Genomic DNA, 24,946 nt, shown 5'->3' on the forward strand with positions numbered 1-24,946 from the left:
GGTCATGCCGCGCCCACCCCGGCGGTGCGCGGCGACGGCGCCAGCAGCTCGGCGACCCCGGCGGTGTGCTCGTTCAGGTAAAAGTGGCCGCCGTCGAAGATGGTCACCTCGAGTTCCTGCGCACTGTGATTCGCCCAGCCGTACAGGTCGCGCGGCGTCACGAACGGGTCCTCCACACCGCCCAGCACCTGAATCTTGGCCCGCACCTTGATATCCGGCGCGCAGGTGTAGGAGTCGAAGGCGCGGTAGTCGGCCTTCACCACCGGCAGCGCCATGCGCATGACCTCGCGGCTGGCCAGCACGTCCGCGCCGGTGCCCTCCAGCTTGCCCAGGTGGTCGAGGATCTGCTCGTCCTCGGTCGGATGCGGCGGCAATTCGGCCGCCCGGCCCGGCGATACTGCCGCCGACACGCCCAGCAGCCGCACCGGCACGCCCTCCGCCTCGGCCGCGCGCACCAGTTCGAAGGCGACCATCGCGCCCATGCTGTGCCCGAATACCGTCAGCGGCAGGCCCCGATGATGCTCGGAGACCAGGAATTCCGCGAGTGCGCCCGCCGCGAGCTGCGGCAGCTCGGTCAGCGCCGCCTCCCGCGCCCGGTCCTGGCGGCCCGGGTACTGGAAGATCACCACGTCGAACCGGTCGCTGAGCACCTTCGAGAACGCCCGGTAGCTGGATGCGCCCGCACCCGCGTGCGGACAGATCAGCAGGGGTGGAAGATCGGCCGACGCGGGTTTGTGGAACTGCCGGACCCATCCGAGACTTGCTGCCATGACTGTGAACTCCTGAGATGTACGAGCACCGCGCTGCCGCGAGCGGCAACTGCTTGCTGCCGCGAGCGGCGACTGACTGCTGCCGCGGAGGTGGGGTTATGCCGCCGAATCGGTCAGATATCCACCGCGCGAGAAGAATTCGGCCGCGTCGTGCTCGACTCCGTCGGCGGTGCGCACCCGGGTGATGACCAGCGCCGCATTGCCGCCGCGGAAGGCGTCCGGCCCGCACACCACGGCCGCGCCGCCGTCGAGCACCACGACCCGGCCCGGTGTTCCGCCGCAACGGAATTCGGCCACTCGCGCCGACAGCACCTCCACCCGTTCACCCCGGTAGTAGGTGAAGGCGGGCGGGTACGGCGCGGACAGCGCGCGCACGAATCGCTCCAGATCCACGGCGGGCCAGGACCAGTCGATGCGGCTGTCGCGGTCGGCGCGCTTGTGGAAGTAGGTGCGCTCGGCCTTGTCCTGCGGCGTCCACACGGCCGTGCCGTTCTCCAGCGCGTCGAGCGCCTCGTTCACCGCGTCCGGAATGAGTTCCATTCCGGCCAGCACCAATTCGGTGCCGGTGACGTCCGGAGCAATGGGCAGGCGCTTCTGCACCAGGATGTCGCCGGTGTCCAGGCCCGCGTCCATGCGATGCACGGTCAGCCCGGTCTCCGCCTCACCGCTGATCAGCGCCCAGAGCACCGGCGAGAACCCGGTGAACTTGGGCAGCAATGAATCGTGCAGGTTGAGGGTGCCGTGCGGGGGCAGGTTGTAGAGCTCCTCGGGCATCCAGGTGTACCAGCTGTTCACCACGATGACGTCCGGCTCGGCCCGCTTGACCAGGTCGATGGTCTCCGCGTCCGCCCGTTCGGTCAGGTGCACCGGAATCCCGTGCGCGCGGGCCAGTTCCTCGACCGAATCCGACCACATGGCCTTGTAGGTGGACTCCGCGGCCGGGTGGGTGACCGCCAGCACCACCTCGTGGCGCGAATCGATCAGGGCCTGCAGGGTTTTCCGGCCCCAGGTCTGGAAGCCGAACGAGACGATACGCATCTAACCGAACCTCACCTTTGCTCGAAGTAAGCTAAGCCTAACCTATTTGCCAGAGCGCGTGTGGGCCACACCCACCGCCACCGAGCGCCGCACCTCCTCCGGGGCGCAGGCCAGCACCCGATCCGAAAGTTCGCCCAGGCAGCTCAGATTCGGGAAGCCCGGGCCCTGCGCCAGCGCGGCCAGGTTCGGGAGGTAGAGCTTGGCGTCGAGACCGGAGACGGCCAGGTCGTAGCCGATGGCCGACTCCAGGCGCGCCTGATCGACCGGGCCGCCGAGCGCCAGTTCCAGTAGGTCCGCGGCATCGGTGTCGAAAAGATCCAGGAACCATAGCGATTCACCGCCGGTGGCGTCCACCACCAGGTCGAAGGTGTGGACTTGATCGGGTCGGGTCTCATTGCGCAGGGTCAGGGCCACCGCCTCGTCGCGGGCGGCCACCCGGACCACCCTGCCCTGCAGGTGATGTACGCGACTGTCGGCGAGCAGACTCTCCTGCACGCGCACCGAGAAGACACCGCGATCGGTGCGGCGAATGACGTCGCGGCGCTCCTCGATACTGAGCGCGGGCCACTTCACCGGATCACTGAACAGCGAGTTCTCGAAATAGCTTTCGCCACGCGTGTAGATGGTGGCCTTGGGCGAGATGACCGAGACGGTGAGCACGTCGTGGCGGACGAGTTCGTCCATGGCCGAGCCCGCGGTCTCGCCGCCGCCGATCACCGCGGCCCGCGAGGAGACGGGCAGGCGGCGCTTGGCGGCCAGATCCCAGAACTCCGCGATGCTCAGCACCCGCGGATGGTCGGCGAGGGCGCGGCGACTGTTGCCGGGGCCGGTGATCATGAGGCGGTCCGCGTCCAAAGTGCTCTCGACGCCATCGGCGTCGACCACGGTGACCAGCCAGCCGTCGGCGGCGGCGGAAATCGTTCGCACCGAACCCATCACGACCTCGACGCCGGACTTGCGGGCGACCCACTGCAGGTAGTCGGCCCACAGGTGATGCTGCGGGCTGGGTCGGCCGCGGTCGACCCACTCGGCGTAGGTGCCGTGCTCGACCAGGTAGGCGGTCCAGCTGAAAGCCCGCATGGCCGCGTCGATCTCGCGATTGCGACCGCGTGCCCAATTCGAGTGGTAGGGGAAGCCGACGTCCTTCTCCGGGCTGGTGCCCAGGCGATGGCGGCCGTCGGTCCAGCCGCCGGAGGGCAGCCAGTTGCCGCCCACCGCATGGGATTCGACCACCACCACGCGGGGTGCGGGCAGTCCGAGTGCGCGCAGCACGTGCGCCTTGGCGGCCACGGCCATCGCCTTGGGACCGGCTCCGACCACGAGAAGTGTGTCCACTGATGCTCCTGCTCTCTCCGGCCAACCGCAATGACAGCCCGACTGTGATGGCAGCCACTGTTCAGCTACCCCCACGGCGGCCAGGCCGAAATGGCCGATCGGGGAAGGGGATCGGGTGACGCGCTTCCAAACCGTGGGGTCTTATGTTTGCATAGGCTTACCTTATATTGGTCGGGTCCCGGTCGCAGCGCAAGCCCGTGGATCGGACACCTGACCGAAAACGATGGGAACTCGAATGATCAAGAACATGCGTCGCATCGCGGCCGCCGCGGTGGCCGTGGCCGCTGTCCTGGGCGGTGCCGCCGCCACCGTCGCCCCCGCCTCCGCACTGCCGGTTGTCGCGCCGGTCAAGGCGGCGAATCCCGGTGTGGGAGAACTACAGTCGAAGCTCGCGCTGGTGCTGAACACTGGCGCGGATCGCACCGCGCGGGCCGCCGAACTGGAGGCCGGTGAGGCCGGACTGCCGCTGATCGATCAGGTCGGCACGGTCATCGCCGCAGCCCCGCCGAGCTTCAAGTGGGCGGTGCAGGGCCCGGTGAACGTCTCCGGCGACACCATGACGGCCGGGCTGCAGACCTCGATCGAGGGTTACGAGCCGTGGAATTTCACCCTCACCTGGCGTGAGATCGACGGCACCTGGAAGCTGACCCGGGAAGCCGAGTGCACCGTCGCCGGTATTGCCATGCTGCCCTGCAGCCTCTGACGAATCCGAGCACAGCGAATCCCGGGCATCCGATGGGATGCCCGGGTTTTCGCATACCCGTCAGACCGCCTCGGCCGCGGACTCCAGCCGCCAGCCCGAGGCGCGGGTGCGCTCGTTCCAGAAGGCCGCGTAACGGCCGTCCAGGGCGAGCAGTTCGGCGTGCGTACCGCGTTCGACAATGCGGCCGCCGTCCATGAACAGGATCTGATCGGCGTGCGCGATGGTCGCCAGGCGATGCGCCACCACGAGAACCGTTCGCCCGCGCGTGAGTTCGTGCACACCGCGCACCACGACCGCCTCGTTCTGCGGGTCGAGCGCGCTGGTGGCCTCGTCGAGCAGCACGATCGGGGCGTCCTTGACCAGGGCGCGGGCGATCGAGACCCGTTGCCGCTCACCGCCGGACAGGGCCGAGCCGCCCTCGCCGACCCGAGTCTGCCAGCCATTGGGCAGGCGGGCGGCGATCTCGTCGACTCGCGCGACCGCACCGGCGCGCAGCACCTCGGCATCGGTGGCGTCGGGGCGGCCGAGTCGAATGTTCTCCAGCACAGAGCGATCGAAGAGATGGACGTTCTGGAAGACCAGCGCCAGCTGGTCGAGCAGGGTCTCGGTCGGCTGCGCCCGGACATCGTGGCCGCCGACGCGGACACTGCCGGAATCGGTGTCGTGGAAGCGGGCGGCCAAGCGCAGCAGTGTGGACTTGCCCGCACCGCTGGGGCCGACGATGGCGGTCGTGGTGCCGGGCGCGGCGGTGAAGGACACGTCGGTCAACACCGGCTTGTCGGGGCCGTAGCCGAAGGTGACGCCGTCGAACTCGACCTGCGGGGCACCGGGCACCACCGCCGAGTCCGGCTGCGGCAGTGACGGTTCCGAGAGCAGCGCGGTCACCCGGTCGGCGGCCGCCGCGGCCGTGCGGACCGCGCCGCCCAACTGCGCGGCCTGGGTGAGGGGTTCGATGAAGCGGGAGCTCACGGCGATGAGGGCAATGGCCGCGGCGGCCGAGATCGCGCCGTCGGTGGCCCGGCCCACCACCAGGTACACCAGCACCAGGAAGATCGCCTGCACGACAAGGGAGAACACGATCAGACCGGGCACGGCCGCGAGCAGCAGGCCCGTGGCCGCCTTGCGCTGGCGGGCCAGCGCGGCGTCCAGGGCGCGATTGCCCGCGCCGACCGCGCCGAGCGAACGCAAAACCGGTTGCGCCTGAGCGAATTCCAGCACGCGGGCATTGGCCTCACCGGCGGCGGCGTGCATGCGCTCGTCGGCGGTGGCATAGGAGCGGTTGGCCCACAGGTTCACCCCGAACAGCACCGGGGCCGCCACCAGCATGGCCAGCGAGATGCGCCAGTCCACGAAGATCATGCCGACGGCCACACCGAGCGGAACCAGCACGCCGGTCAGCATTTTCGCCAGCAGATAGGCGACCAGCCCCTGTACCTCGCGGACATTCTCGACCACCACCCGCGACAACTCCCCCGCGTGCCGATCGTCGAACCAGCCCAGTGGCACCGCGTTCAGCCGATCCCCGAGCCGGGTCTGCAGGCCGTGCTGCATGCCGACCCCGATCCGCAGACCGAGCAGCGACTGCAGATAGCCGAAGACCACGACGGCCAGCACCGCCACCGCCAGCCACAGTGTCCACCACCAGGCCCGGCCCAGATCATTGTCGAACAGCGCCTGCAATACCGGCACCAACAGCACGTAGGCCACGGCCTGCGACAGCGCCTGCGCCACGATGGCGAGCAGCAATCGCGGTGTGAGAGGGGCGTATTCGCTCGGGATGAGCCCGAGCACCTTGCGGATCATCGGGTCTCCTCCCGGTCGGTGTCGGCGACGGCCGCGAGCGCCGCCTCGTTGATCTCCCAGAGCTGTTGGTAGAGACCGCCCGCCGCGCGCAGGGTGGCGTGGTCGCCCTGTTCGACCAGGGTTCCGTGCTGGAGCACCAGGATTCGGTCCACGCCGGTGATGGTGTGCAGGCGGTGCGCTATGACCAGGACGGTGCGGCCGGAGACCAGTTCGGCGAGGGCGTCCTGGACCGCGGCCTCGGATTCGGGGTCGGCGAAGGCGGTGGCCTCGTCCAGGACCAGGATCGGGGTGTCCGCGAGCAGGGTGCGGGCAATCGAAAGGCGTTGCGCCTCACCGCCGGAGAGGACGGCGTCCACGCCGATCTCGGAGTCGTAGCCGCGCGGGAGGGCGAGAATGCGGTCGTGAATGCGGGCCGCGCGGGCCGCGCGTTCCAGGGCCGCGTCGTCGGCGTCGGGGCGGGCCAGGCGGAGGTTGTCGGCAATGCTGCCGCGGATCAGGCGGACGTCCTGGAAGACGAATCCGACCGTGCGATACAGCTCTTCGCTGGGTATGTCGCGAATATCGCGGCCGCCGATCGTGATTCGACCATCGCTCACGTCGTAGAAGCGGGGCAGCAGCTTGGCCAGTGTCGATTTTCCGGAGCCACTCGGGCCGACCAGGGCGGTCATGGTGCCCGGGGCGAGCTCGAGGGTGATGCCGCGCAGCACCAGGTGGTCGTCGCGGTAGCCGAAACTCACGTCCTCGAAACGAATCAGCCCGGCGGGGTCGTCCTGCCGGATCTCGGATTCGCCCGAGCCCGTGGCCAATTCCGGGGTGGCCTGCAGTTCGTGCAGGCGCAGCGCGGCATCACCGGCCGTGCGCAGGGCCTGCGCGCCGTAGCCCAGGCCCAGCAGCGAACTGCCCAGGCCGAGGCCGACCAGCAGGAACGGCAGTAGATCCAGGGGTTCCAGCCACTCGAGGCCCACGCCCGCGAGCCCCGCCACCACGATCAGCAGCATGACGAACACCGGCGAGACGACCGCGTCCGAAATCGACTGCACGGTCATGACCGGCAGCTTCATGCGCCGCAGCCGCTCGGTCTGCTCCTCGACCGCCACGCGGAATTCGGTGTGCGCCTTGCCCGCCCGGCCGAAGGCCCGCACCACCTGGATGCCGTCCACGAATTCCACGGTGGCCGCGCGGGTGCGCTGCTCGGCGGCATTGTAGGCCGAAAGCCGTTGGCGGCCGGGCTCATCCAGCATGGCGCGCATGCACAGCGCGTAGACGACCAGCGGCAGCAGCAGGACCAGGGTCAGTCGCCAGTCCACCGTGGCGAGATAGATCAGGGTCACCAGGGGAATCGTCACCGAGCCGATGAAGTCCAGCCGGGCGTGCGCCACCAGATAGTGCAGCGCCTCCACATCGTCCTGGAGGTACCTCTTCACCTCCGCGGAACCGCGCGCCCCGAACCAGCCCAGCGGGACCCGGGTCAGCTTGTCCGCGAGCAGGCGGCGCAGGCTCAGCTGATAGCGGGCGTCCACGGCATGCGACCAGGTCAGCGCTGTGGCCTGCAGGATCGCGCGGGCCACCAGCACGAGCACCGCGACCAGCAGCAGCCGCCACACCCGGTCGGTGTCGGGTGAATACCGCAGCAACTCACGGCAGGCCGACACGATGAGCAGGAACGGCAGCACCGAACACACCGAGGCCACCGCCACGATCAGCCCGGCGATCGCCAGCGGGCCGCTGACCGGAGCGAGAATCTCCTTGCGCGCCCGCGCTTCTCGCCGCCGCCGAGCCTTCGCCTCGGCCTTCGCGTCCGGCCCTCCCCCGTCGGCTGCCGCCTGGCCCGGGTCGATGGCCTGCGCCTCGACCGCGGGCGGTGACTCGACCGTCATCAGTCCGCCTCCCACCTTCATCGGCCCGATGCTCCCCACGAGCACCGGCGAGAAGATAGGTTAGGCTAACTTTTGCTAGACGACCATACCGACGGTCGGCGCGACTCTGTTCCGATCAGCGCGGCACCTTCCCGGTCAGCTTCTTGCCGCTGCCGTCCTGCACCAGACAGGCCGCCCGGCCGCCGGACTTGTTCCACTGCGTCTGGGTCGCGGGATAGAGGATGAACAGCTGCAGCTGGTCGTACATGGAGCTGTTGCCGAGCATGGTTTGCAGCTGCTGCTCGCAGGAATCGTTCGCCTTCTGCGAGGACGCGTCCGCCGAGCCCGGCCAGGACCCGGCCAGATGGACCTGGGTGATGACCTCGGCGTCGTGCGGGGAATCGCAGGGCAGGATGGTCACCCGGCGAATGTGGGTGCCCTCCTGGACGGTCTGCAGGCAGTCGCCGGTCTTCACATCGTCGACCGAGATGGAGGTCGGCGCATCCGGCTGGCCCGTGCGCGTCGAATTGTCCTGGGAGGCCGAGTTTTTCGAGTCGGTCGCCACACCGACCGCAAACACCAAAACCGCGACCAGCGCCCACACTCCCGACGCGATCAGCCCGGCGATCGCCAATCCCCGGCCGTTCTGATTGCGCTGTTTGATCTGGGTCAGCGCGATGATGCCGAAGGGGATCGACAGCAGACACCCGCCGATCACACCGAAGATCAGCGACGCGACAGCCAAACCATTGGTGCCCTGCGGCGGCGGTGGGGCCATCGGATAGGCGGGCGGCATCGGCGCGTAGCCGGGCTGACCCTGCTGATAATCCCATTGCCCGGACTGGGCGTAGTGCGGGTAGGGCTGCTGGCCCGGGTCCGGCTGCCCGGGCTGGCCCGGGTATCCCTGGGGCTGTTGGTCGTTCGGATACACGAGACCCCCGATCACTCGTTCGTACCCAGACATTCCGGGCGTGGGCCAACCGTACCCTCTGGTCCGGACAAACCCGGGGACTAGGGTTTGGCAGGTGAGACGCCGTCAGCAACCCCCGCTCCCCAAGCGGCACGGACTGGATCCGGCCCGGTTGCGACTGCCCGAGGACGGCGACTGGGCGACCATTCGCGACCACCTCGTCGACCGCTTGCCGCGGGTTCGCCCCGAACGGATCGACGAACTGCTGCGCGAGGGCGGCATCGTGGATCTGGACGGGCCCATCGCGCTGGACACGCCCTACGCGCCCGGCGGCGCGGTGTGGTTCCACCGGGACCTGCCCGAGGAGACCGAGGTGCCGTTCCCGATCGGCATCGTGCATCGCGACGACGACATTCTGGTGGTGGACAAGCCGCACTTCCTGTCCACGATTCCGCGCGGGCAGCACATTCTGCAGACCGCCCTGGTGAAATTGCGCCGCGAATTGGATCTCCCCGATCTGGTTCCGGCGCATCGACTCGACCGCGTCACCGCCGGATTGGTGCTGTTCATCGTGAATCCGGCGCGGCGCGGGGCGTATCAGACCATGTTCCACAAGCGGCTGGTGCGCAAGGAATATCAGGCCATCGCGCGCTTCGACCCGGAACTGGCGCTGCCGCGCACGGTGATCAGCCGGATCGTCAAGGAACGCCAGGTGCTGCGGGCGTACGAGACCGAGGGCGAACCCAATGCCGAGACCGTGGTCGAATTGCTCGATCATCGCGACGGCATGGGCCGCTATCTACTGAAACCCCGGACCGGGCGCACTCATCAGCTGCGACTGCACATGAACGGCCTCGGCATTCCGATCCTGGGCGACGACTTCTATCCCGAACTCACCGACAAACCGGTCGACGATTACACACGGCCATTGCAGCTACTGGCCTCGACACTGGAATTCACCGACCCGATCACCAAGGAACCACGCCGGTTCGAGACCGCGCGCACCCTGCAGGCCTGGGACGATCCCGAGGGTTGGGCTCTCGGGCGCTGACCGCGGGCGGCGTATTCGGGCAGCGGGCTTAACCACAATCGAAGCGCATTCCAAGAATTCGCTCGTAGACTGGCGTCGATGTCTCGAAACGATAACGGCGCGGTCCGGGTCCCGACCAGCACGGACCAGGTGATCGAGGAGCCGACCACCCCGCCCGGCCACAAGCTGCACGCCTATATCGATGTCGCCGTCGTCGTCCTCGTGCTGATCGGCACCAACCTCATCGCGCACTTCACCAACAAGTGGGCCAGCATCCTCTCGGTACCGATTGCCGCGGTGGTGCTGGTGGCCGTGGTACGGCGGCGCGGACTCGGCTGGGCCGAGCTCGGACTCTCGCCGCGGCAGTGGCGGCGCGGATCGCTGTGGGCGCTGGCCGCCGTGGGCGTGGTGTTGGCGGCCGTGGCCATCGGGGCGGCGCTGCCGATCACCCGACCGTTCTTCCTCAATGATCGATACGCGGCGGTGTCCGGTGCGCTCATCGCGTCCATGATCGTGATTCCGCTGCAGACCGCGATCCCCGAGGAACTCGCCTTCCGCGGCGTGCTGCACGGGACCCTGGACCGGGTGGCCGGGGCGCGGGGCGTATTCGCCGCCGGGTCAATGCTTTTCGGGCTCTGGCACATCGCCTCCTCGCTGGGGCTGACCAGCGGCAACAAGGGCCTGTCCGGATTCCTCGGGAGCGGCCCGGCCGGGCAGATCCTCGGCATCGGACTCGCGGTGATCGCGACCGCCGGGGCGGGCGTGGTCTTCACCTGGCTGCGCCGCCGCAGCGGCAGTCTGCTCGCGCCCATCGCCCTGCACTGGGCGGTGAACGGCGCGGGCGCGCTGGCCGCGGCCGTGGTGTGGCACGTGACGGTGCGGTAGCACGACGGAAAGGGGGGCCGACTGACCTGGGAACAGAGGATTGGGTCAGTCGGCCCGGGACGGCCCGGCGGTACGAGCCCGCCGAACCGAGTCTGTTGCGTCCCCGCGGGCGAACTGTATCGGCGGTCCAGTTCCGCCCGTGGCGCTTTCCCGAAAATAGTGAAACGTGTTTCTGTCAGACCTGGTCGTGGCAACAAGGTCGTGACAACGAGATTGGCCCACTTCTCGAAGTGAGAAGTGGGCCAACCTATTCGGCTACCGCTTCGTGTCGCCGGTACCCCTACCGATCGTCAGTGGCGAGCGGCCACGTCCTCGGAGGCGAACTCCTTGTCCCAGTTCACCGGCTGGGCGTCACCGCCGTGGCCGGGCCACCAGGCGCGCCGACCGATGAGGGCGGTCACCGCGGGGGTGAAGAACATCGCCATGACGAAGGCGGCGATCGTGATACCGACCGAGATGGCGAAGCCCATCGAAGTCAGCACGGTGTTGCCCGCCAACATCATCGAGGCGAAGGTGCCCGCCAGGATGACACCGGCCGCCGCCACCGTCGGACCCGTGTGACGCAGCGCCAGCGCCGCGGCACGATGCGGATCGTGACCCTCGCGGGCCTCCTCCCGCAATCGGGCGACCATGAGGATGTTGTAGTCGGTACCCAGCGCGACCACGAACAGGTACATGATCAGCGGCAAGGTGAAGATCAGACCCGAATTCCCCTGTGCGTGTTGGAAGACCAGCACCGCGGCGCCCAACGTGGCCGCGAAGCCGAGGAAAACCGACGCCATCAGGTACCAGGGCGCGACCAGGCTGCGCAGCAGCAGGGCCAGCACGATCATGATGAGGATCGCCGCGACCGGGAACACCACCGTGTAGTCACGGTTCATGGCGTGCTGGAAGTCGACGAACACCGAGGTCATGCCGCCCACCACGGCCGTGGTGCCGACCGGGGCCGCCGAGTGCGCGGCATCGCGCAGCGGACCCTTCACGGTCTTCAGGGCCGCGTCGGATTCGGGCTTGTCGGACAGGGTGACCTGGTATTCGGCCACCGTCTTGTCCTCCGACAGGGCGGGCTGCGCGCCCACCTCGCCCACGCCCTTGACCTTCAGCGCGGCCGCGAAGGCGTTCAACTCGTCGGCCGTGAGCGCGCCGTGCTGGCTCTGCAGATACACCTGCGAGGGCTGGGTGCTGCCCGCGGGCATGCCCTTGAGCAATTCCTTGCCGTAGACCACGGATTCGGAGGTGTCGGAGGTGGAACCCGAACTCAGATCGAAGGTCGGATTGAAGCCGAAGGCGAAGATGCCCAGGGCGACCAGCACCGCACCCGAGGCGGCCGCGAACAGCGCCGGACGCTTGCCCAGCGCGCCGCCGACCGCGGCGAAACGCGCCGCCTTCGGCTCGGTCTGCCAGGCCTTGGAGGGCCAGAACACCTTGGTGCCCAACAGCGAGACGATCGCGGGAATCAGGGTGAGACCCGCCAGCAGCGTCACCGCCACCGCGATGGCCAGGGCGATGCCCATGGAGCGGAACATGCCCAGGGTGGACAGGGTGAGCGCGCCGAAGGCGATGATCACCGCCGCGGCCGCCGAGGTAATGGCCTCGCCGACCCGGGTGACCGCGTTCACCACGGCCGTCTTGGCGTCGTCACCGGCGCGCAGGCGCTCCCGGAAACGGAACATCAGGAACAGGATGTAGTCCGTGCCGACGCCGAAAAGCACCACCACCAACAGGGATTCGACCGAACTGTCGATCTTCAGGTTGAAGGCGTCGCTCACAATGCCGAGCAGGCCGTTCACCATCGGCGACACCACGAGGAAGATCACCAGAATGGGCAGCAGCGCGATGATCGGGCTGCGGAAGATGACCAGCAGCAGCACCAGGATCAGCACCACCGTGGCCACGCCGATGATGATCAGGCCCTTCTTGCTGGAATCCTGCTGATCCAGGTTCTGGGCCGCGGTGCCGGTGACACCGGCCTTCAGGTCGGTGCCCCGCACCTGCTCCTTCAGCGAATCCCGAAGGGACTTCACCGCATCGGTCTGGCGGGTGTCATTGGGGCTGGTGACCTTGGTCATCTGCACCGCGACCACCTCGATGGCCCGGTTCCCCGACGGCGGCACCGCCGCGACCGCGGTGACGTCCTTGATCTTGGGCTCCTGCCCCGTCAGACCCGACTGCTCCGAGAGCTTGGCGGCGGCGGCCTGCACGGCGGCGGTGTCGGCATCGGTCATGGGAGCGCCGTCGGAGCGTTCGAAGACGATGAGCGCGGCCGGAGTATTGCTCTTGGGAAATGCCTTCTGCTGCAACTCCATCGCCTGAATGGATTCGTAATGCGAAGGCAGGAAGTCGGATTGGTCGGTGGTGGCGGTGAGCTTCGGCGCGGACGCGACGACCGCGACAATGGCGATCACCCACGCGGCGATCACCAGCCACGGGAATCGGACGACGAAGCGCCCCAATCGGGAGAACATGCGGGAGAAGTCCTTTCAGGGTTCGGCCGCGCTATTCAGATGTCTATTCAGATGTCGAGGACCTGGGTGGACGGGTTCTCGACCACATCCGCGACGATCCGATAAACCTTCGCCGGAACCCGATCGCGCAACTCCCCGAGCGAATCCACGATGTCGAGGGTGAAGTCGCCATAGCCATCCTCATCCAAACCGAGCATCTCGCGCCAGTTCTTAAAGCCCTTGGCCCAGTTCATGATCGGCGAGTAATCCGAGGAATCGGAGTTGTTCTTGGCGGTGATGAACTCCTCCTTCTTCTCCTGAGCAGCGTGTTTGGTGGCGGTGGCGAAGTCGTTCCAGTCGATGATGTGGCTGTGGACGACCAGCTTGCCCTTGCGGCTCTGGTAGACCCGAATGGTCTCGCTGCCCTCGGTGGTGACCCGATGCGCCCGCGAGAGCAGCCGCCCGACGAAGCGCTGGGTGCGGCCGCCGCCCGGGCCGACGCACAGGGTGATCTCCTGCATGCCCTCGGGGAGGGAGTCGATCACCAGCTCGTTGGTGGCGGACGTGTTCTGCTGTTCCTTGTCGAAGTCCATGGGGTGCTCCAAATCATCAGAGAATGCGCATATGGGCATGGTTGTACAACACGGCACTGCGGGTCCTTTTCCGCTGTGCCGCACCGGTTCTCAGGGTGCCCGGACCGCTTATAGCGTCCTCAGCCACTATAAGTAGACGTATACGTATAGCGCAACCCTGAGTCGACCCTGAAGTTTTCCCGGATCGTCCCTGAGACGCGGGTGACGGTTATCGACCGCGGCGCTTGCCCGGCTTCTTCGCTGCGCCCTGCCGGGATTTGGTCGCGGCCGCGGGCTTCTTGGCGGCGGGTGGCTTCTTGCGCTTCGGGGCCTCCGCCTGCTGGGCCGAGGGCGAGCGGGAACTGCGCGCGGAACGGCCACGCACCACGCCGACGAACTCCTCGACCAATTCCGTCGTGCGATCGACGGGCCAGGCCAGCACGACCTCGGTCTCCGGTGCGTCGGTGACCGTGCGGTAGACGAGATCCTTGCGATGGTGCAGGCGGGCAATCGAATGCGGGACGATCGCCGCGCCGCTGACGGCGGCCACCAATTCCATTGTCATGGCGGCATCGTCGAGGTCGGAGGCGTCCTGCAGGCGCTCGTCGGCCAGATCGGCGGTGGCGATCTGATCGAACGCGGCGATCGGATGGTCCTTGGGGACCACGGCCACGGGGACCTCGCGGTAGAGCGGGATGGCGCTCAGGCCCTCGCGGTCGATGGGCAGGCGGACGAAGCACATGTCCACCGCGCCCGCGCGCAGGGCCGACTCCTGGTCCTTCATCGGTATCGGGGTCAGCTCCAGCGCGATGTCCGGGAAGCGCTCGGCCCAGATGCGCTCCCACTTGGTGACGGTCACGCCCGGGACGAAACCGACACGCAGTCGATCGGCCGCCGCCGGTGTGGCCTCCGGCTCTGCCGCCGCGGCAGCCGCGATCAGCTCCCGGGCCTCGCCCAGCAGTACGCGTCCGTCCTCGGTCAATTGGGTCGGTTGTGCGCCCGGCACGAACAGCCGGGTACCGAGCTCTTCCTCCAGCTCGATGACCGTTCCGCTCAGTCGCTGCCGCGAAATCCCGAGGCCGCGCGCCGCACGCGCGAAATGCAATTCCTCGGCAACCGCGACGAACCAGCGCAGGCGCGTGGTGTCGATGGACTCCAACCGGCTCATGAGGCCAGGTTATTGCACCGGTCGGCAGGTTCCTCCCGCGCGCCCGATACCCTTGATCGGTGAGCCCGGACAAGAACCCCCAGACCATGAAGCCGCTGACCGCGGCCGACAAACTCGGCATCTACCTCCCGGCAACCCCCGAGGAATTCCGGAACTCACCCGTCACCCGCGCCCAGCTCGAGGAGTTGCGCACGAATCCGCCGGAATGGCTGACCGAACTGCGCAAGACCGGTCCGTTCCCGCGCGACGTGGTGGCCCGCAAACTCGGGATCTCCAACTCGGGACTGGCCCGCAACGGCATCTCCGACGCCCTGACCGCCGCCGAGATCGACACCCTGCTCGCCGACCCGCCGGAATGGCTGGTGCGCGAGCGGGAGAACCTCATCGAGGTGCGCAAGGAAGCCGAGCGGGTCAAGGAAAAGGAAGCCGCCCGCCGCGCCGCCTCCAACCGCCCGCCGAAGAACCGCTTCGGCGAAGGCAAGTAGAGGAGCTGGCTGGCCGGGGAACCCGCGCCCAGCTTCCAGCCACCTCGAGGCTCGGCCGTGACGGCATCCCGGCGCAAAAGCCCGAATGGTCCCGAGTTCCAACCCTGGCTCGTTCGGTCGGTTGTCACAGGCGGCGGAGGACTCGGTCCACGAGGTCCGGGGCCGCGCCGAGGTAGTTCTCGGGGCGGAGGAGTTCTGCCAGTTCGGGTTTGGTGAGGTGGGGGGCTATGTCGGGGGACTCGGCCAGGATTTCGAGCAGGGGGCGGGTGGTGGATTGGGCCTCGAAGGAGGCCGTTTGCAGGGTCTTCTTGGCGATCGGCTTGCCCAGGAGGGGGGACAGGCGGATCGAGAGGCGTTCGGAGACGATCTGGCCCTCGGTGAGGGCGAGGTTCTCGGTCATGCGGTCGGCGTCGGCCATCAGGCCCGAGGCGAGTTCGACCGCGGTGTGGGCCGCGCCGCCGACCAGGAGCAGGCATTCGCGCAGCGGCTGCCATTCGGCGTGCCAGGCCCCGGCGGGACGCTCGTCCTCGGCCAGCAACGCGCCGAACAGGGTCGAGGCCAGGGCCGGGACCTGCAGGGCGGCCGCGCGAATCATGGTGCTCAGCACCGGGTTTCGCTTCTGCGGCATGGCCGAGGACTCGCCGCGCCCGGCGGCCGCGGGTTCGAGCAGCTCGGCGGTTTCATTGCGGGACTGGGAGATCACGTCCACGGCCAGCTTGCCCAGGGTGCCCGAGGTCAGGGCCAGCGCGGAGGCCAGGTCGGCGATCGGGGTGCGGACGGTGTGCCAGGGCGTGGCATTCACGGTGAGCGACAGTTCCTTCGCGAACTCCCGCGTCAGGCGTTCCATGATCTCACCGGCGGGCGCGGCCGACAGCTCCGAGTCGGCGCAGCGGGCGCATTCGATGTAGGAGGCCAAAGTGCCTGCCGCGCCGCCCAATTGCACCGGGAGCGTGGCGTGCACGCGGGCCAGCCGCTCGCGGGCGTCCAGCAGGCCCTGCATCCAGATCGCCACCTTCGCGCCGAAGGTCGTCGGCACCGCGTGCATGGCCAGCGTGCGGCCCGCGATGGGCGTGGTGCGGTGGCGGCGGGCCAGCTCGGCGAGGGACGCGACGATGGTGTCCAGGTCGGCGATCACCACCGCCAGCACCCGCGAGGCGATCACCATGGTCGCGGTGTCGAGGATGTCCTGACTCGTGGAGCCGTAGTGAACGTAGTTGGCGCTCACCGGATCCACGTCCGCGACCGCGTCGTGCAGCCGTTCCACCACCGTCACCACCGGGTTGGCCGCCCCGCGCGAGGCCTGGGCGATCTCGCGGGCGTCGAACGCGTGCTCGCGCACCGCCAGCGCCAGATGGTCGGTGACGGTCTCGGGCACCATGCCCAGCCGCGCCTCGGCGCGCGCCAGCGCCAGCTCCACCTCCAGCATGGCCTCGATCCAGGCGTCGTCGCCCAGCAGGGACTCCACCGGCGTGCCCACCCCGACCGGGGCCAGCAGGCCGCATTCCACCGTCATAGCGTGCCTCTCACACTCATCGGCGAGCTCGGAATGCCGTTGCACCCCGGGATGTTCGATCGCGGGACCCTCGTAGCGGTGGGCGGTGAGGATCTCGCGGGCGATGGCGTCACCGTCGGCCAGGGTCACCGAATTGACGCCGGGGCGCGGGCCCGCCGCCGTCACCCAGCGCACCGCCTCGGTCGGCACCCCGAACACGTAGCGGCGCTGATGGATTCGCCCCACCGCGTCCACCGGATGATGCGTGCCGGGCGCGATGGCCAGGCCGCCGGTGCGGTAGCGGCTGCCGTCCGGGGAGGCGATCGCGTAGCCGCGCACCTCCTCGCGGCGCAAGAGATTGCGCAGCAAGGGATCCGCGGTGCGATGCAGGTCCGGCGCGGGCACCCAGGCGTCGATGAGGGAACGTGCCGTCATCACCGAATCACCCACCCGGGGTGAATCGGCCACGAAGCACTCGCGCCCGGCGTCCGCCCGGACCCGCATGCCCGGACCGGCGACCCGCACCACACCCGCGCGAATGAGGGCCGCCAGTTCCGAAATACGGTGTGCCGGTGGGCCGATGGACAGGAAGGCGTTCATCGGCGTGTACCAGCGATCCAGGTCGTCGCGATAGGAGGAGCCCGCGATGCCGCCGTGGTCGACCACCAGCCGGACCTCGTTGCGCAGATCGCGCAGGACGTCCAGGGCCGCCTTCATCGGGCCGTGCACATTGCCCAGGCGAGCCTGGTGCACATCGGCGTCGAGGTAGGCCAGCAGCCAGGCGTGGAAGTCGTCGGGGTCGGTGAAGCAGCGGGCGCCGATGGGATCGGCCAGGGCGTTCCAGTCCCAGCGGTCGGCGGGCGGAATACCGAAGCGGTTCAACAGTTCCTCGGTGTCCTCGCTGCGCTGGGCGAGCAGGTAGCGGTCGTGGAAGGACGCCAGTCGCTGCGGACTGATGCGGTCGGCGAGCAGGCGGGTGTAGTAGACCGACTCGACTTCCTTCGCGATAGCGGGCCAGACATCGCGACGGAAGGAGACATCGCCGAATCTCCGTGCGCGCTCGCGCAATTGGGCAATGCGATCGCCGGTGAGCAGCAGCGGCTCGTAGCGGCCGGACACGCCCTTCTGATGTTCGCCGCGCGCGTGATGCGGCACGCCGCGGCGACAGCCGGTGACGATGAACGGTTCGCGGCCGGAGGGGATGTACTCGAGGCCGCTGTCGGTCTCCTTGAAGCGGCCGCCGCGGCCCGCGGTCAGCAGTGCCAGATAGTCGAAGAAGGTCAGGCCCAGGCCGCGAATGAGCACCGGCTCGCGCTCGGGAATGCGGTCCATATCGACATCGGCGGCATTGCCCGGCGGAATGTAGGTCAGCCCCAGGCGCTGTGCGGTTTCGGTGAGGGAACCGGCGGTCGCGGGCGGGGTCTCGGCCAGGTGGCCCTGGGTGAGGACGACCGCGTGCAGGCCGCGCAGGCGTTCGCCGGTGCTGAGGTCCAATTCCTGGAATCCGCCGGGACCATCGCGGACATCCAGGACGGTTGCCACGATTTCGCGCACCCGCACCCATTCGGCGTAGCGGTCCCGGGTGCGCTCGAACGCCCAGCGCAGGTAATGACCGTAGTAGGCGCGCGGTGGATAGGTTTCCGGGGCGATGCGCAGCGCCTGCTGGAACGCCTCGGACGGCAGTCCCGCGAAATTGCCGATTTTCGCCAGGAAATTGGACCATTCGTAGAGACTGGGCCCGCGCTCCACGGGCCCGGCCATCTCGACGGTGTCATCGGTGAATATGGTGACCTGCTCCGCGACCGTGTTCATGAGCAGGTGCGGGGATTGCCCGGTGCGCCAGACCGCGCCGGTGCCGACGCGTGTCGAGTCGATGACGACCAGTTCGACACCGGCCGTGAATCCTAACTGCCGAGCATTGGCGCAAACACGTTCGAAGACATTCAGGCCCCGGGGTCCCATTCCAATAATGGCGAGCCGTAATACATTGTCGAGCATGCAAACTCACCGATCGCGCTCGATTAACCGTGCCCGAATCCGGACACTTCGCCGAGGTTAGCGCGGGCCCGACAAGCGCTCAAGAATGGACGGTACGGTACGCCTCGTTCGCCGGAATTGTCGAAAGATTGTTTGCTGGAACGGGATTCACAGCAACATTGTGCGAGCGACGCTGTAGCGCTTCCGCGAGGAACGCCAGCAGCAGGGCCGAAATCGCCAGCGCCACACCGACCCAATTGGCGGAGGTGTACCCGAATCCCGCCGCGATAACCACACCGCCCAGCCACGCCGCGATCGCGTTCCCGAGATTGAACGCGCCGATATTCATGGCCGAGGCCAGAGTCGGGGCGGCATGGGCCTGATCCAGCACCCGCTTCTGCAGGGACGGCACGGTCGCGAAGCCGAGCACGCCGATCGCGAAGAGCGTCACCGCCGCCGCCACTTTGCCGTGCGCGGTCACCGTGAACAGGCCCAGCGCGACCGCCAAACCGGCCAACGGCAGCACCAGCATGAGCAGGGGCGCGCGGTCGGCGAACCTGCCGCCCACCAGGTTCCCGACGAACATGCCCGCGCCGAAGAGCACCAGCAGCCAGGTGACCGCCCCGTCGGAGAACCCGGCGGCCTCGGTCATCATCGGCGCGATATAGGTGATCGCCGCGAACACGCCGCCGAAGCCCAGCACCGTCATCGCCAAGGCCAGCAGCACCTGAATGTTCTTGAACGCGGCCAGTTCATGCCGCAGGTGCACGCCCTCGGGCTTCGGCAGATCCGGCACCAGCTTGGCGACGCCCAGCAGCCCGGCCACGCCGAGCGCTGCCACCAGCGCGAAAGTGATTCGCCAACTGGAACTCTGACCGATGAACGTCCCCAGCGGCACGCCGATCACATTGGCCAGGGTGAGGCCGGTGAACATCATGGCGATCGCCCCCGCCTTCTTCTCGGGCGCGACCAGGTCAGCCGCCACCACCGATCCGATCCCGAAGAACGCGCCGTGCGTCAGCGAGGCGACCACGCGGCCCAGCAGCATGATCCCGAACACCGGGGCGAGGGCGGACAGCAGGTTTCCGGCGATGAACAGCCCCATCAGCAGCATGAGCATGCGCTTGCGCGAGACCTTGGTGCCGAGTGCGGTCATGATCGGCGCACCGAGCATGACGCCCAGCGCGTAACCGGTGACCAGCCAGCCCGCCGTCGGGATGGAGACCCCGAAGTCGCCCGCGACCTCGGGCAGCACGCCCATGATGACGAATTCCGTGGTGCCTATCCCGAAGGCCCCGATGGCGAGGGCGAGTAGCGCGAGTGGCATGGGTACACCTTCCGAGCAAAAGAGTTGCAAGAGCGCATTACGTGCGCCAACAATAATTGCAGACGCGTGTTACTTGCAAGCGCGGGCTATCGCGGATGTGGTCTATCCTGGTCTGAGTCCCCCTCCGACCAGAGGAAACGCGATGACCGCCACCGATCCCGCCATGACCGCCCTCGCCCAGGGCTGGTGCGCGCTATCCCTGCTGCACGGGAAGATCGAGGCCCACGTCGAGCGCGCCCTCCAGTCGGCACACGGCCTCAGCGTCCGCGAGTACTCCCTGCTCGACGTCCTCTCCCGCCAGCACGACGGCAAGGGCGGCATGCTCCAGATGAAGCAGGTGGCCGACGCGATCGTCCTCTCCCAATCCGCCACCACCCGCCTGGTCACCCGCCTCGAGGACCGCGGCCTGCTCTCCCGCTACCTCTGCCCCGACGACCGCCGCGGCATCTACACCAAGGTCACCGACGCGGGCCACACCCTCCTAGAAGCCGCCCGCCCCACCAACGACACCGCCCTCCGAGAGGCTCTCGCCGCCGCCTCCCGCAACCCCGAACTAGCCCCCCTGGTCCAAACCGTCGAATCCCTCGGCGCCCGCACCTGATTCACGGATGCCCCCGAGATCGAGGGGTGTGCGGCTCTCGCGCGAGGGGGACCTGATCGATAGGTTCGGGGGATGCCTCTCGGACATCTGGGGATCAATGTCAGCGATTTGGCGGGTGCGCGGAAGTACTACGACGAGTTGATGCCGCTGCTGAATTACGAGCCGCTGCTGGGGGATGAGACTCAGGTCGCGTATTGGCCCGCGGGCGGGAAGATCGGGACGTATGTGTTCTTCTATCCCGCGGAATCGCCCGGGTATTCACGGGCGCTGCCGGGATTGCAGCATCTGGCGTTCATGGTGCCGACGCGGGCGGCGGTGGAGCGGGTGCACGAGTGGGCGGCGGGGCGCGGGGACGAAATCCTGCACGCGCCACGGGAATTCCCGCAGTATCCGCCGCCCTACTACGCCACCTTCTGGAACGGCTTCGATGGGATCATGCTCGAAGCCGTCTGCCATAAGGACGCGTGAGCGTCAGCAGTAGTAGCAGACGCCGTTGGCGGGCAGCTCGGTGAAGCACGAGCTGCACACGGCCTTGCGGGCCTCCGGCTCGGGCTTCGGGGTGGAGACCGGACCGGCCGCGGTGACGCGGCGCGGGGCACCGCCACCGCGCGGGATCAGCGGCGGAATGCCACCGTCGGAAGGGATCTCCGCGCCGTAGGCCGCGTAGCACTGCCAGCGGGCGTACGCGGCGTGCACCTCGAGGTCGGCGGGAATGGGCAGGTGCGCCAATTCCAGGACGTACTTGTAGCTTTCGCTGACCTTGTGGTTCTGCTTGACACACAGGGCGGTCAGCGGCGGCTCGCCCGCATTGTGGCAGCGCCGCGCCACCTTGCGCAGGATGGCGTCCATCCAGGTGCGGGTGGGAGCATTCGTCCGGATGCCGGACATCTCCTGGATCTGCTCGGCGAGATCGTTCACCGTGATGAAATGGCCGTAGCCGGAAGCAATTTCGGCCAGCACCTCATGTGCGGCCAGGGCCCACGCGACGGACGCGTCGCGGAAGGTCACCGGTTCATCGGAGTTCGTACGCCAGGCACCAGAAGTCGTTGCAGCATCCCTCATAGCTCATCAAAGTTAGCGCTTGACCGGGGCGACACGCCAATTCCCTTTGGATATACAGTGTTTCGGTTTGATCACACTCGTCCAATTACCCGCATGGCAACTACACACCCACAGAAAAATACTCAGAAACAGGAAAGGCCCGCTTCCCAAATGGGAAGCGGGCCTTTCGCTTACGACCGTTTCAGTCGAGGAGCGGGCCTACTTGGCCTTCTCCAGGACCTCGACCAGACGCCACCGCTTGGTGGCGGACAGCGGACGGGTCTCCATCAGCTGCACGCGGTCGCCGACACCGGCGATCTCGTTCTCGTCGTGGGCCTTCACCTTCGAGGTGGTGCGGATGATCTTGCCGTAAAGCGGGTGCTTCACACGATCTTCCAGCTCGACCACGATGGTCTTGTTCATCTTGTCGGAAACGACGTAGCCGATGCGCACCTTGCGCGAGCCACGCTCTTCCTGCTTGGCCGGCGTCTTGGCCGGGCCCTTTACGTCGCTCATGCGGCGTCTCCCTTGCCTTCAGGACCGGAGGCCAGGCCGAGCTCGCGCTCGCGCATGACCGTGTAGATGCGCGCGATCTCGTGGCGGACCACACGCAGGCGACGGTTGTTCTGCAACTGACCGGTCGCCATCTGGAAGCGCAGGTTGAACAGCTCTTCCTTGGATTCGCGCAGCTTCGCGACGAGGGCCTCGTTGTCGAGCTCACGGAGCTCTGCGGCCGGATTGGCGGTAGCCATCAGAACTGCTCCTCTCGGGTCACGATGCGGCACTTCATCGGGAGCTTGTGCATCGCGCGGCGCAGGGCCTCGCGAGCGGTCTCCTCGTTCGGGTACGAAAGCTCGAACATGACCCGACCGGGCTTCACGTTCGCGATCCACCACTCGGGCGAACCCTTACCGGAACCCATTCGGGTTTCGGCCGGCTTCTTGGTCAGCGGGCGGTCCGGGTAGATGTTGATCCAGACCTTGCCGCCACGCTTGATGTGGCGGGTCATCGCGATACGAGCGGACTCGATCTGACGGTTGGTCACGTAGGCGGGCTCCAGAGCCTGGATGCCGTACTCGCCGAACGAAACCGCGGTGCCGCCCTTGGCCATACCGGAGCGCTTCGGGTGGTGCTGCTTACGGTGCTTGACCTTGCGGGGCATCAACATAGGTCAGCCCTCCTGGTTCTCTGCCGGAGCCTCCGCGACGGCAGTCGCGGCACGCCCGGCCTCAGTGCTGGTCGCGGTGGTGCCCTGGGCACCGCTGCGACGGGGACGGCTCGGACGCTCGCGACGCGGGCGGTCGTCACGGTCGCGGCCGGACGGGGCCACCGCGGTGACCTCACGCTTGCCGCCGACGATGTCGCCCTTGTAGATCCAGACCTTCACGCCGATGCGGCCGAAGGTGGTCTTCGCCTCGTACAGGCCGTAGTCGATGTCGGCGCGCAGCGTGTGCAGCGGCACGCGACCCTCACGGTAGAACTCCGAGCGCGACATTTCCGCGCCGCCGAGACGGCCGGAGCACTGCACACGGATGCCCTTGACGTTCGGCGAACGCATGGCCGACTGGATGGCCTTGCGCATCGCGCGACGGAACGCCACACGGTTGGACAGCTGCTCGGCCACACCCTGAGCAACCAGCTGAGCGTCCGACTCGGGGTTCTTGACCTCGAGGATGTTCAGCTGAACCTGCTTCTTGGTGAGCTTCTCCAGCTCGGCGCGAATGCGGTCGGCCTCGGCGCCACGACGGCCGATCACGATGCCCGGACGCGCGGTGTGGATGTCCACACGCACACGGTCACGGGTGCGCTCGATCTCGACCTTCGAGATACCGGCCCGCTCCATGCCATTGGCGAGGAGCTTGCGGATCGCGACGTCTTCCTTCACGTAGTCCGCGTACTGCTTGTCCGCGTACCAACGCGACTTCCAGTCGGTGGTGATACCGAGGCGGAAGCCATGGGGATTGATCTTCTGTCCCATTTACTTTGCCCCTCCCTTCCGGCGGCTACGAGTGGCAGCGCCGGCGGTGGGCACGCTCTCGACCTCGATGGTGATGTGGCTGGTGCGCTTGCGAATCCGGAACGCACGGCCCTGGGCCCGCGGCTGGAAACGCTTCATGGTCGCGCCCTCGTCGACGAACGCGGTCGAGATGACCAGGGTCGCCGGGTTCAGGCCCAGGTTGTTCTGCGCGTTGGCGGCGGCCGAGGCGACAACCTTGGCGACCGGCTCGCTGGCGGCCTGCGGCGCGAACTTCAGGATGTTCAGCGCGTCCTCGACTCGCTGGCCGCGGACCATGTCCACGACGCGGCGAGCCTTCATCGGGGTCACGCGAACGTGCTTCGCGGTCGCGCGCGCGGTCGGGTTCTGAGTTTCAGTGCTCATCGCCGCTTGCTCTTCCGATCTTCCTTGACGTGGCTCTTGAACGTACGAGTCGGCGCGAATTCACCGAGCTTGTGTCCAACCATGTTCTCGGACACGAACACCGGCACGTGCTTGCGGCCATCGTGGACCGAGAACGTGTGACCGATGAAATCCGGGATGATGGTGGAACGACGCGACCAGGTCTTGATGACCTGCTTCGTGCCCTTCTCGTTCTGGACGTCCACCTTCTTGAGGAGGTGTTCGTCGACGAACGGGCCCTTCTTGAGGCTGCGTGGCATGTCTGACCTCCTCCTTAACGCTTCTTGCCGCGGCGGCGGACGATGAGCTTGTCGCTCGGACGGTTGGGCTTACGGGTGCGGCCCTCGGGCTTGCCCCACGGGGAGACCGGGTGGCGACCACCGGAGGTCTTACCCTCACCACCACCGTGCGGGTGGTCGACCGGGTTCATGACCACACCACGGACGGTTGGGCGAACGCCCTTCCACCGCATACGGCCGGCCTTGCCCCAGTTGATGTTCGACTGCTCGGCGTTGCCGACCTCGCCGACGGTGGCGCGGCAGCGCACGTCGACGCGACGGATCTCGCCGGAGGGCATACGCAGGACGGCGTAGGCGCCTTCCTTACCCAGCAGCTGGATGGACATGCCCGCGGCGCGAGCCAGCTTGGCGCCGCCGCCCGGACGCAGCTCCACCGCGTGAATGGTGGTACCGGTCGGGATGGAGCGCAGCGGCAGGTTGTTGCCCGGCTTGATGTCCGCGCCCGGGCCCGACTCGATGCGGGTGCCCTGGGTCACGCCCTTGGGGGCGATGATGTAGCGCTTCTCGCCGTCCGCGAAGTGCAGCAGCGCGATGTTCGCGGTGCGGTTCGGGTCGTACTCGATGTGCGCGACCTTGGCGGGGATGCCGTCCTTGTCCAGTCGACGGAAGTCGATCAGACGGTAGGCGCGCTTGTGGCCGCCACCCTTGTGACGAGTGGTGATGCGGCCCTGCGCGTTACGGCCACCGGTCTTGGTGAGCGGACGCAGCAGCGACTTCTCGGGGGTCGAGCGGGTGATCTCGGCGAAGTCCGAGACCGAAGCACCGCGGCGACCCGGGGTCGTCGGCTTGTACTTACGGATTGCCATGAGTTC

Annotated in this window: 25 protein-coding genes; 6 read left to right on the forward strand and 19 right to left on the reverse strand. The window is 67.8% G+C overall.

The window, feature by feature from the left end; translation table 11 throughout:
- Positions 1 to 2: 2 nt before the first annotated feature.
- From VMT40_RS02015 to VMT40_RS02025, 3 genes are all read right to left on the reverse strand, one after another.
- Positions 3 to 770: a thioesterase II family protein gene (locus VMT40_RS02015; RefSeq protein WP_326356268.1), complete on the reverse strand. Its 768-nt coding sequence runs from the start codon at positions 768 to 770 to the stop codon at positions 3 to 5.
- Positions 771 to 866: 96 nt separating this feature from the next.
- On the reverse strand, positions 867 to 1,808 hold the full coding sequence (locus tag VMT40_RS02020; protein WP_326356269.1) for a methionyl-tRNA formyltransferase: 942 nt from the start codon (positions 1,806 to 1,808) through the stop codon (positions 867 to 869).
- A gap of 42 nt (positions 1,809 to 1,850) precedes the next feature.
- The gene (locus VMT40_RS02025; RefSeq protein ID WP_326356270.1) at positions 1,851 to 3,143 is read right to left on the reverse strand and encodes a SidA/IucD/PvdA family monooxygenase; all 1,293 of its coding nucleotides are present in this window, start codon (positions 3,141 to 3,143) and stop codon (positions 1,851 to 1,853) included.
- Between the two features lie 235 nt (positions 3,144 to 3,378).
- Here VMT40_RS02025 and VMT40_RS02030 point away from each other — a divergent pair, with 235 nt between their 5' ends.
- Complete coding sequence (locus VMT40_RS02030; protein ID WP_326356271.1) at positions 3,379 to 3,846, forward strand: hypothetical protein; 468 nt, start codon at positions 3,379 to 3,381, stop codon at positions 3,844 to 3,846.
- A 60-nt stretch (positions 3,847 to 3,906) separates the two neighbouring features.
- Here the strand turns inward: VMT40_RS02030 and VMT40_RS02035 are convergent, their stop codons facing one another.
- From VMT40_RS02035 to VMT40_RS02045, 3 genes are all read right to left on the reverse strand, one after another.
- Positions 3,907 to 5,649: an ABC transporter ATP-binding protein gene (locus tag VMT40_RS02035; protein ID WP_326356272.1), complete on the reverse strand. Its 1,743-nt coding sequence runs from the start codon at positions 5,647 to 5,649 to the stop codon at positions 3,907 to 3,909.
- Complete coding sequence (locus tag VMT40_RS02040; protein WP_326356273.1) at positions 5,646 to 7,526, reverse strand: ABC transporter ATP-binding protein; 1,881 nt, start codon at positions 7,524 to 7,526, stop codon at positions 5,646 to 5,648. Before VMT40_RS02040 ends, VMT40_RS02035 begins: the two co-directional genes overlap by 4 nt.
- 115 nt (positions 7,527 to 7,641) lie before the next feature.
- Entirely contained in the window at positions 7,642 to 8,451 is an 810-nt protein-coding gene (locus VMT40_RS02045) for a DUF4190 domain-containing protein (RefSeq protein WP_326356274.1), read from the reverse strand.
- Positions 8,452 to 8,530: 79 nt separating this feature from the next.
- Between VMT40_RS02045 and VMT40_RS02050 the strand changes: the two genes are divergently transcribed.
- Together VMT40_RS02050 and VMT40_RS02055 are read left to right on the forward strand one after the other, a co-directional pair.
- Complete coding sequence (locus VMT40_RS02050; protein WP_326356275.1) at positions 8,531 to 9,466, forward strand: RluA family pseudouridine synthase; 936 nt, start codon at positions 8,531 to 8,533, stop codon at positions 9,464 to 9,466.
- Between the two features lie 78 nt (positions 9,467 to 9,544).
- Positions 9,545 to 10,330 (forward strand): CPBP family intramembrane glutamic endopeptidase, encoded by a 786-nt coding sequence (locus VMT40_RS02055; RefSeq protein WP_326356276.1) that lies wholly within the window; start codon positions 9,545 to 9,547, stop codon positions 10,328 to 10,330.
- A gap of 290 nt (positions 10,331 to 10,620) precedes the next feature.
- On the opposite strand, the gene VMT40_RS02060 is transcribed toward VMT40_RS02055, so the two are convergent.
- The 3 genes from VMT40_RS02060 to VMT40_RS02070 all read right to left on the reverse strand — a co-directional run bounded on the left by VMT40_RS02060 (position 10,621) and on the right by VMT40_RS02070 (position 14,514).
- Complete coding sequence (locus tag VMT40_RS02060; RefSeq protein ID WP_326356277.1) at positions 10,621 to 12,795, reverse strand: MMPL family transporter; 2,175 nt, start codon at positions 12,793 to 12,795, stop codon at positions 10,621 to 10,623.
- A gap of 47 nt (positions 12,796 to 12,842) precedes the next feature.
- Positions 12,843 to 13,367 carry an EXLDI protein gene (locus tag VMT40_RS02065; protein WP_326356278.1) on the reverse strand — a complete coding sequence of 175 codons (525 nt, stop codon included), beginning with the start codon at positions 13,365 to 13,367 and terminating at the stop codon, positions 12,843 to 12,845.
- Positions 13,368 to 13,575: 208 nt separating this feature from the next.
- A complete protein-coding gene (locus VMT40_RS02070; protein WP_326356279.1) occupies positions 13,576 to 14,514 on the reverse strand; it encodes a LysR family transcriptional regulator in 939 nt (312 codons plus the stop codon).
- A 59-nt stretch (positions 14,515 to 14,573) separates the two neighbouring features.
- On the opposite strand from VMT40_RS02070, the gene VMT40_RS02075 reads away from it, so the two are divergent.
- Complete coding sequence (locus VMT40_RS02075) at positions 14,574 to 14,999, forward strand: DUF5997 family protein (RefSeq protein ID WP_326356280.1); 426 nt, start codon at positions 14,574 to 14,576, stop codon at positions 14,997 to 14,999.
- A 124-nt stretch (positions 15,000 to 15,123) separates the two neighbouring features.
- On the opposite strand, the gene VMT40_RS02080 is transcribed toward VMT40_RS02075, so the two are convergent.
- On the reverse strand, positions 15,124 to 18,489 hold the full coding sequence (locus VMT40_RS02080) for a 3-carboxy-cis,cis-muconate cycloisomerase family FAD/NAD(P)-binding protein (protein WP_326356281.1): 3,366 nt from the start codon (positions 18,487 to 18,489) through the stop codon (positions 15,124 to 15,126).
- Positions 18,490 to 18,568: 79 nt separating this feature from the next.
- Positions 18,569 to 19,795 (reverse strand): MFS transporter, encoded by a 1,227-nt coding sequence (locus VMT40_RS02085; protein ID WP_326356282.1) that lies wholly within the window; start codon positions 19,793 to 19,795, stop codon positions 18,569 to 18,571.
- Positions 19,796 to 19,937: 142 nt separating this feature from the next.
- Here VMT40_RS02085 and VMT40_RS02090 point away from each other — a divergent pair, with 142 nt between their 5' ends.
- Both VMT40_RS02090 and VMT40_RS02095 read left to right on the forward strand, forming a co-directional pair.
- A complete protein-coding gene (locus tag VMT40_RS02090) occupies positions 19,938 to 20,396 on the forward strand; it encodes a MarR family winged helix-turn-helix transcriptional regulator (protein WP_326356283.1) in 459 nt (152 codons plus the stop codon).
- A gap of 72 nt (positions 20,397 to 20,468) precedes the next feature.
- Positions 20,469 to 20,864, forward strand: coding sequence for a VOC family protein (locus tag VMT40_RS02095; RefSeq protein WP_326356284.1), 396 nt, complete (start codon positions 20,469 to 20,471; stop codon positions 20,862 to 20,864).
- A gap of 3 nt (positions 20,865 to 20,867) precedes the next feature.
- Here the strand turns inward: VMT40_RS02095 and VMT40_RS02100 are convergent, their stop codons facing one another.
- The 8 genes from VMT40_RS02100 to rplB all read right to left on the reverse strand — a co-directional run bounded on the left by VMT40_RS02100 (position 20,868) and on the right by rplB (position 24,940).
- Positions 20,868 to 21,404, reverse strand: coding sequence for a hypothetical protein (locus VMT40_RS02100; protein WP_326356285.1), 537 nt, complete (start codon positions 21,402 to 21,404; stop codon positions 20,868 to 20,870).
- Positions 21,405 to 21,656: 252 nt separating this feature from the next.
- On the reverse strand, positions 21,657 to 21,953 hold the full coding sequence (rpsQ, locus tag VMT40_RS02105) for a 30S ribosomal protein S17 (protein WP_039776446.1): 297 nt from the start codon (positions 21,951 to 21,953) through the stop codon (positions 21,657 to 21,659).
- Complete coding sequence (gene rpmC, locus VMT40_RS02110; RefSeq protein ID WP_120741277.1) at positions 21,950 to 22,189, reverse strand: 50S ribosomal protein L29; 240 nt, start codon at positions 22,187 to 22,189, stop codon at positions 21,950 to 21,952. The genes rpsQ and rpmC overlap by 4 nt, the downstream gene beginning before the upstream one ends.
- On the reverse strand, positions 22,189 to 22,605 hold the full coding sequence (gene rplP / locus VMT40_RS02115) for a 50S ribosomal protein L16 (protein WP_181582972.1): 417 nt from the start codon (positions 22,603 to 22,605) through the stop codon (positions 22,189 to 22,191). The genes rpmC and rplP overlap by 1 nt, the downstream gene beginning before the upstream one ends.
- Positions 22,606 to 22,608: 3 nt before the next feature.
- A complete protein-coding gene (gene rpsC / locus VMT40_RS02120) occupies positions 22,609 to 23,415 on the reverse strand; it encodes a 30S ribosomal protein S3 (protein ID WP_040804208.1) in 807 nt (268 codons plus the stop codon).
- Entirely contained in the window at positions 23,416 to 23,817 is a 402-nt protein-coding gene (gene rplV, locus VMT40_RS02125; protein ID WP_326309617.1) for a 50S ribosomal protein L22, read from the reverse strand. It lies immediately after the preceding gene.
- A complete protein-coding gene (rpsS, locus tag VMT40_RS02130) occupies positions 23,814 to 24,095 on the reverse strand; it encodes a 30S ribosomal protein S19 (protein ID WP_019931198.1) in 282 nt (93 codons plus the stop codon). Before rpsS ends, rplV begins: the two co-directional genes overlap by 4 nt.
- A 14-nt stretch (positions 24,096 to 24,109) precedes the next feature.
- The gene (gene rplB, locus VMT40_RS02135) at positions 24,110 to 24,940 is read right to left on the reverse strand and encodes a 50S ribosomal protein L2 (RefSeq protein ID WP_326309618.1); all 831 of its coding nucleotides are present in this window, start codon (positions 24,938 to 24,940) and stop codon (positions 24,110 to 24,112) included.
- Positions 24,941 to 24,946: the final 6 nt, after the last annotated feature.

This window comes from Nocardia sp. CDC160 (assembly GCF_035818795.1).
In the GTDB taxonomy this organism is placed as follows: Bacteria; Actinomycetota; Actinomycetes; order Mycobacteriales; family Mycobacteriaceae; genus Nocardia.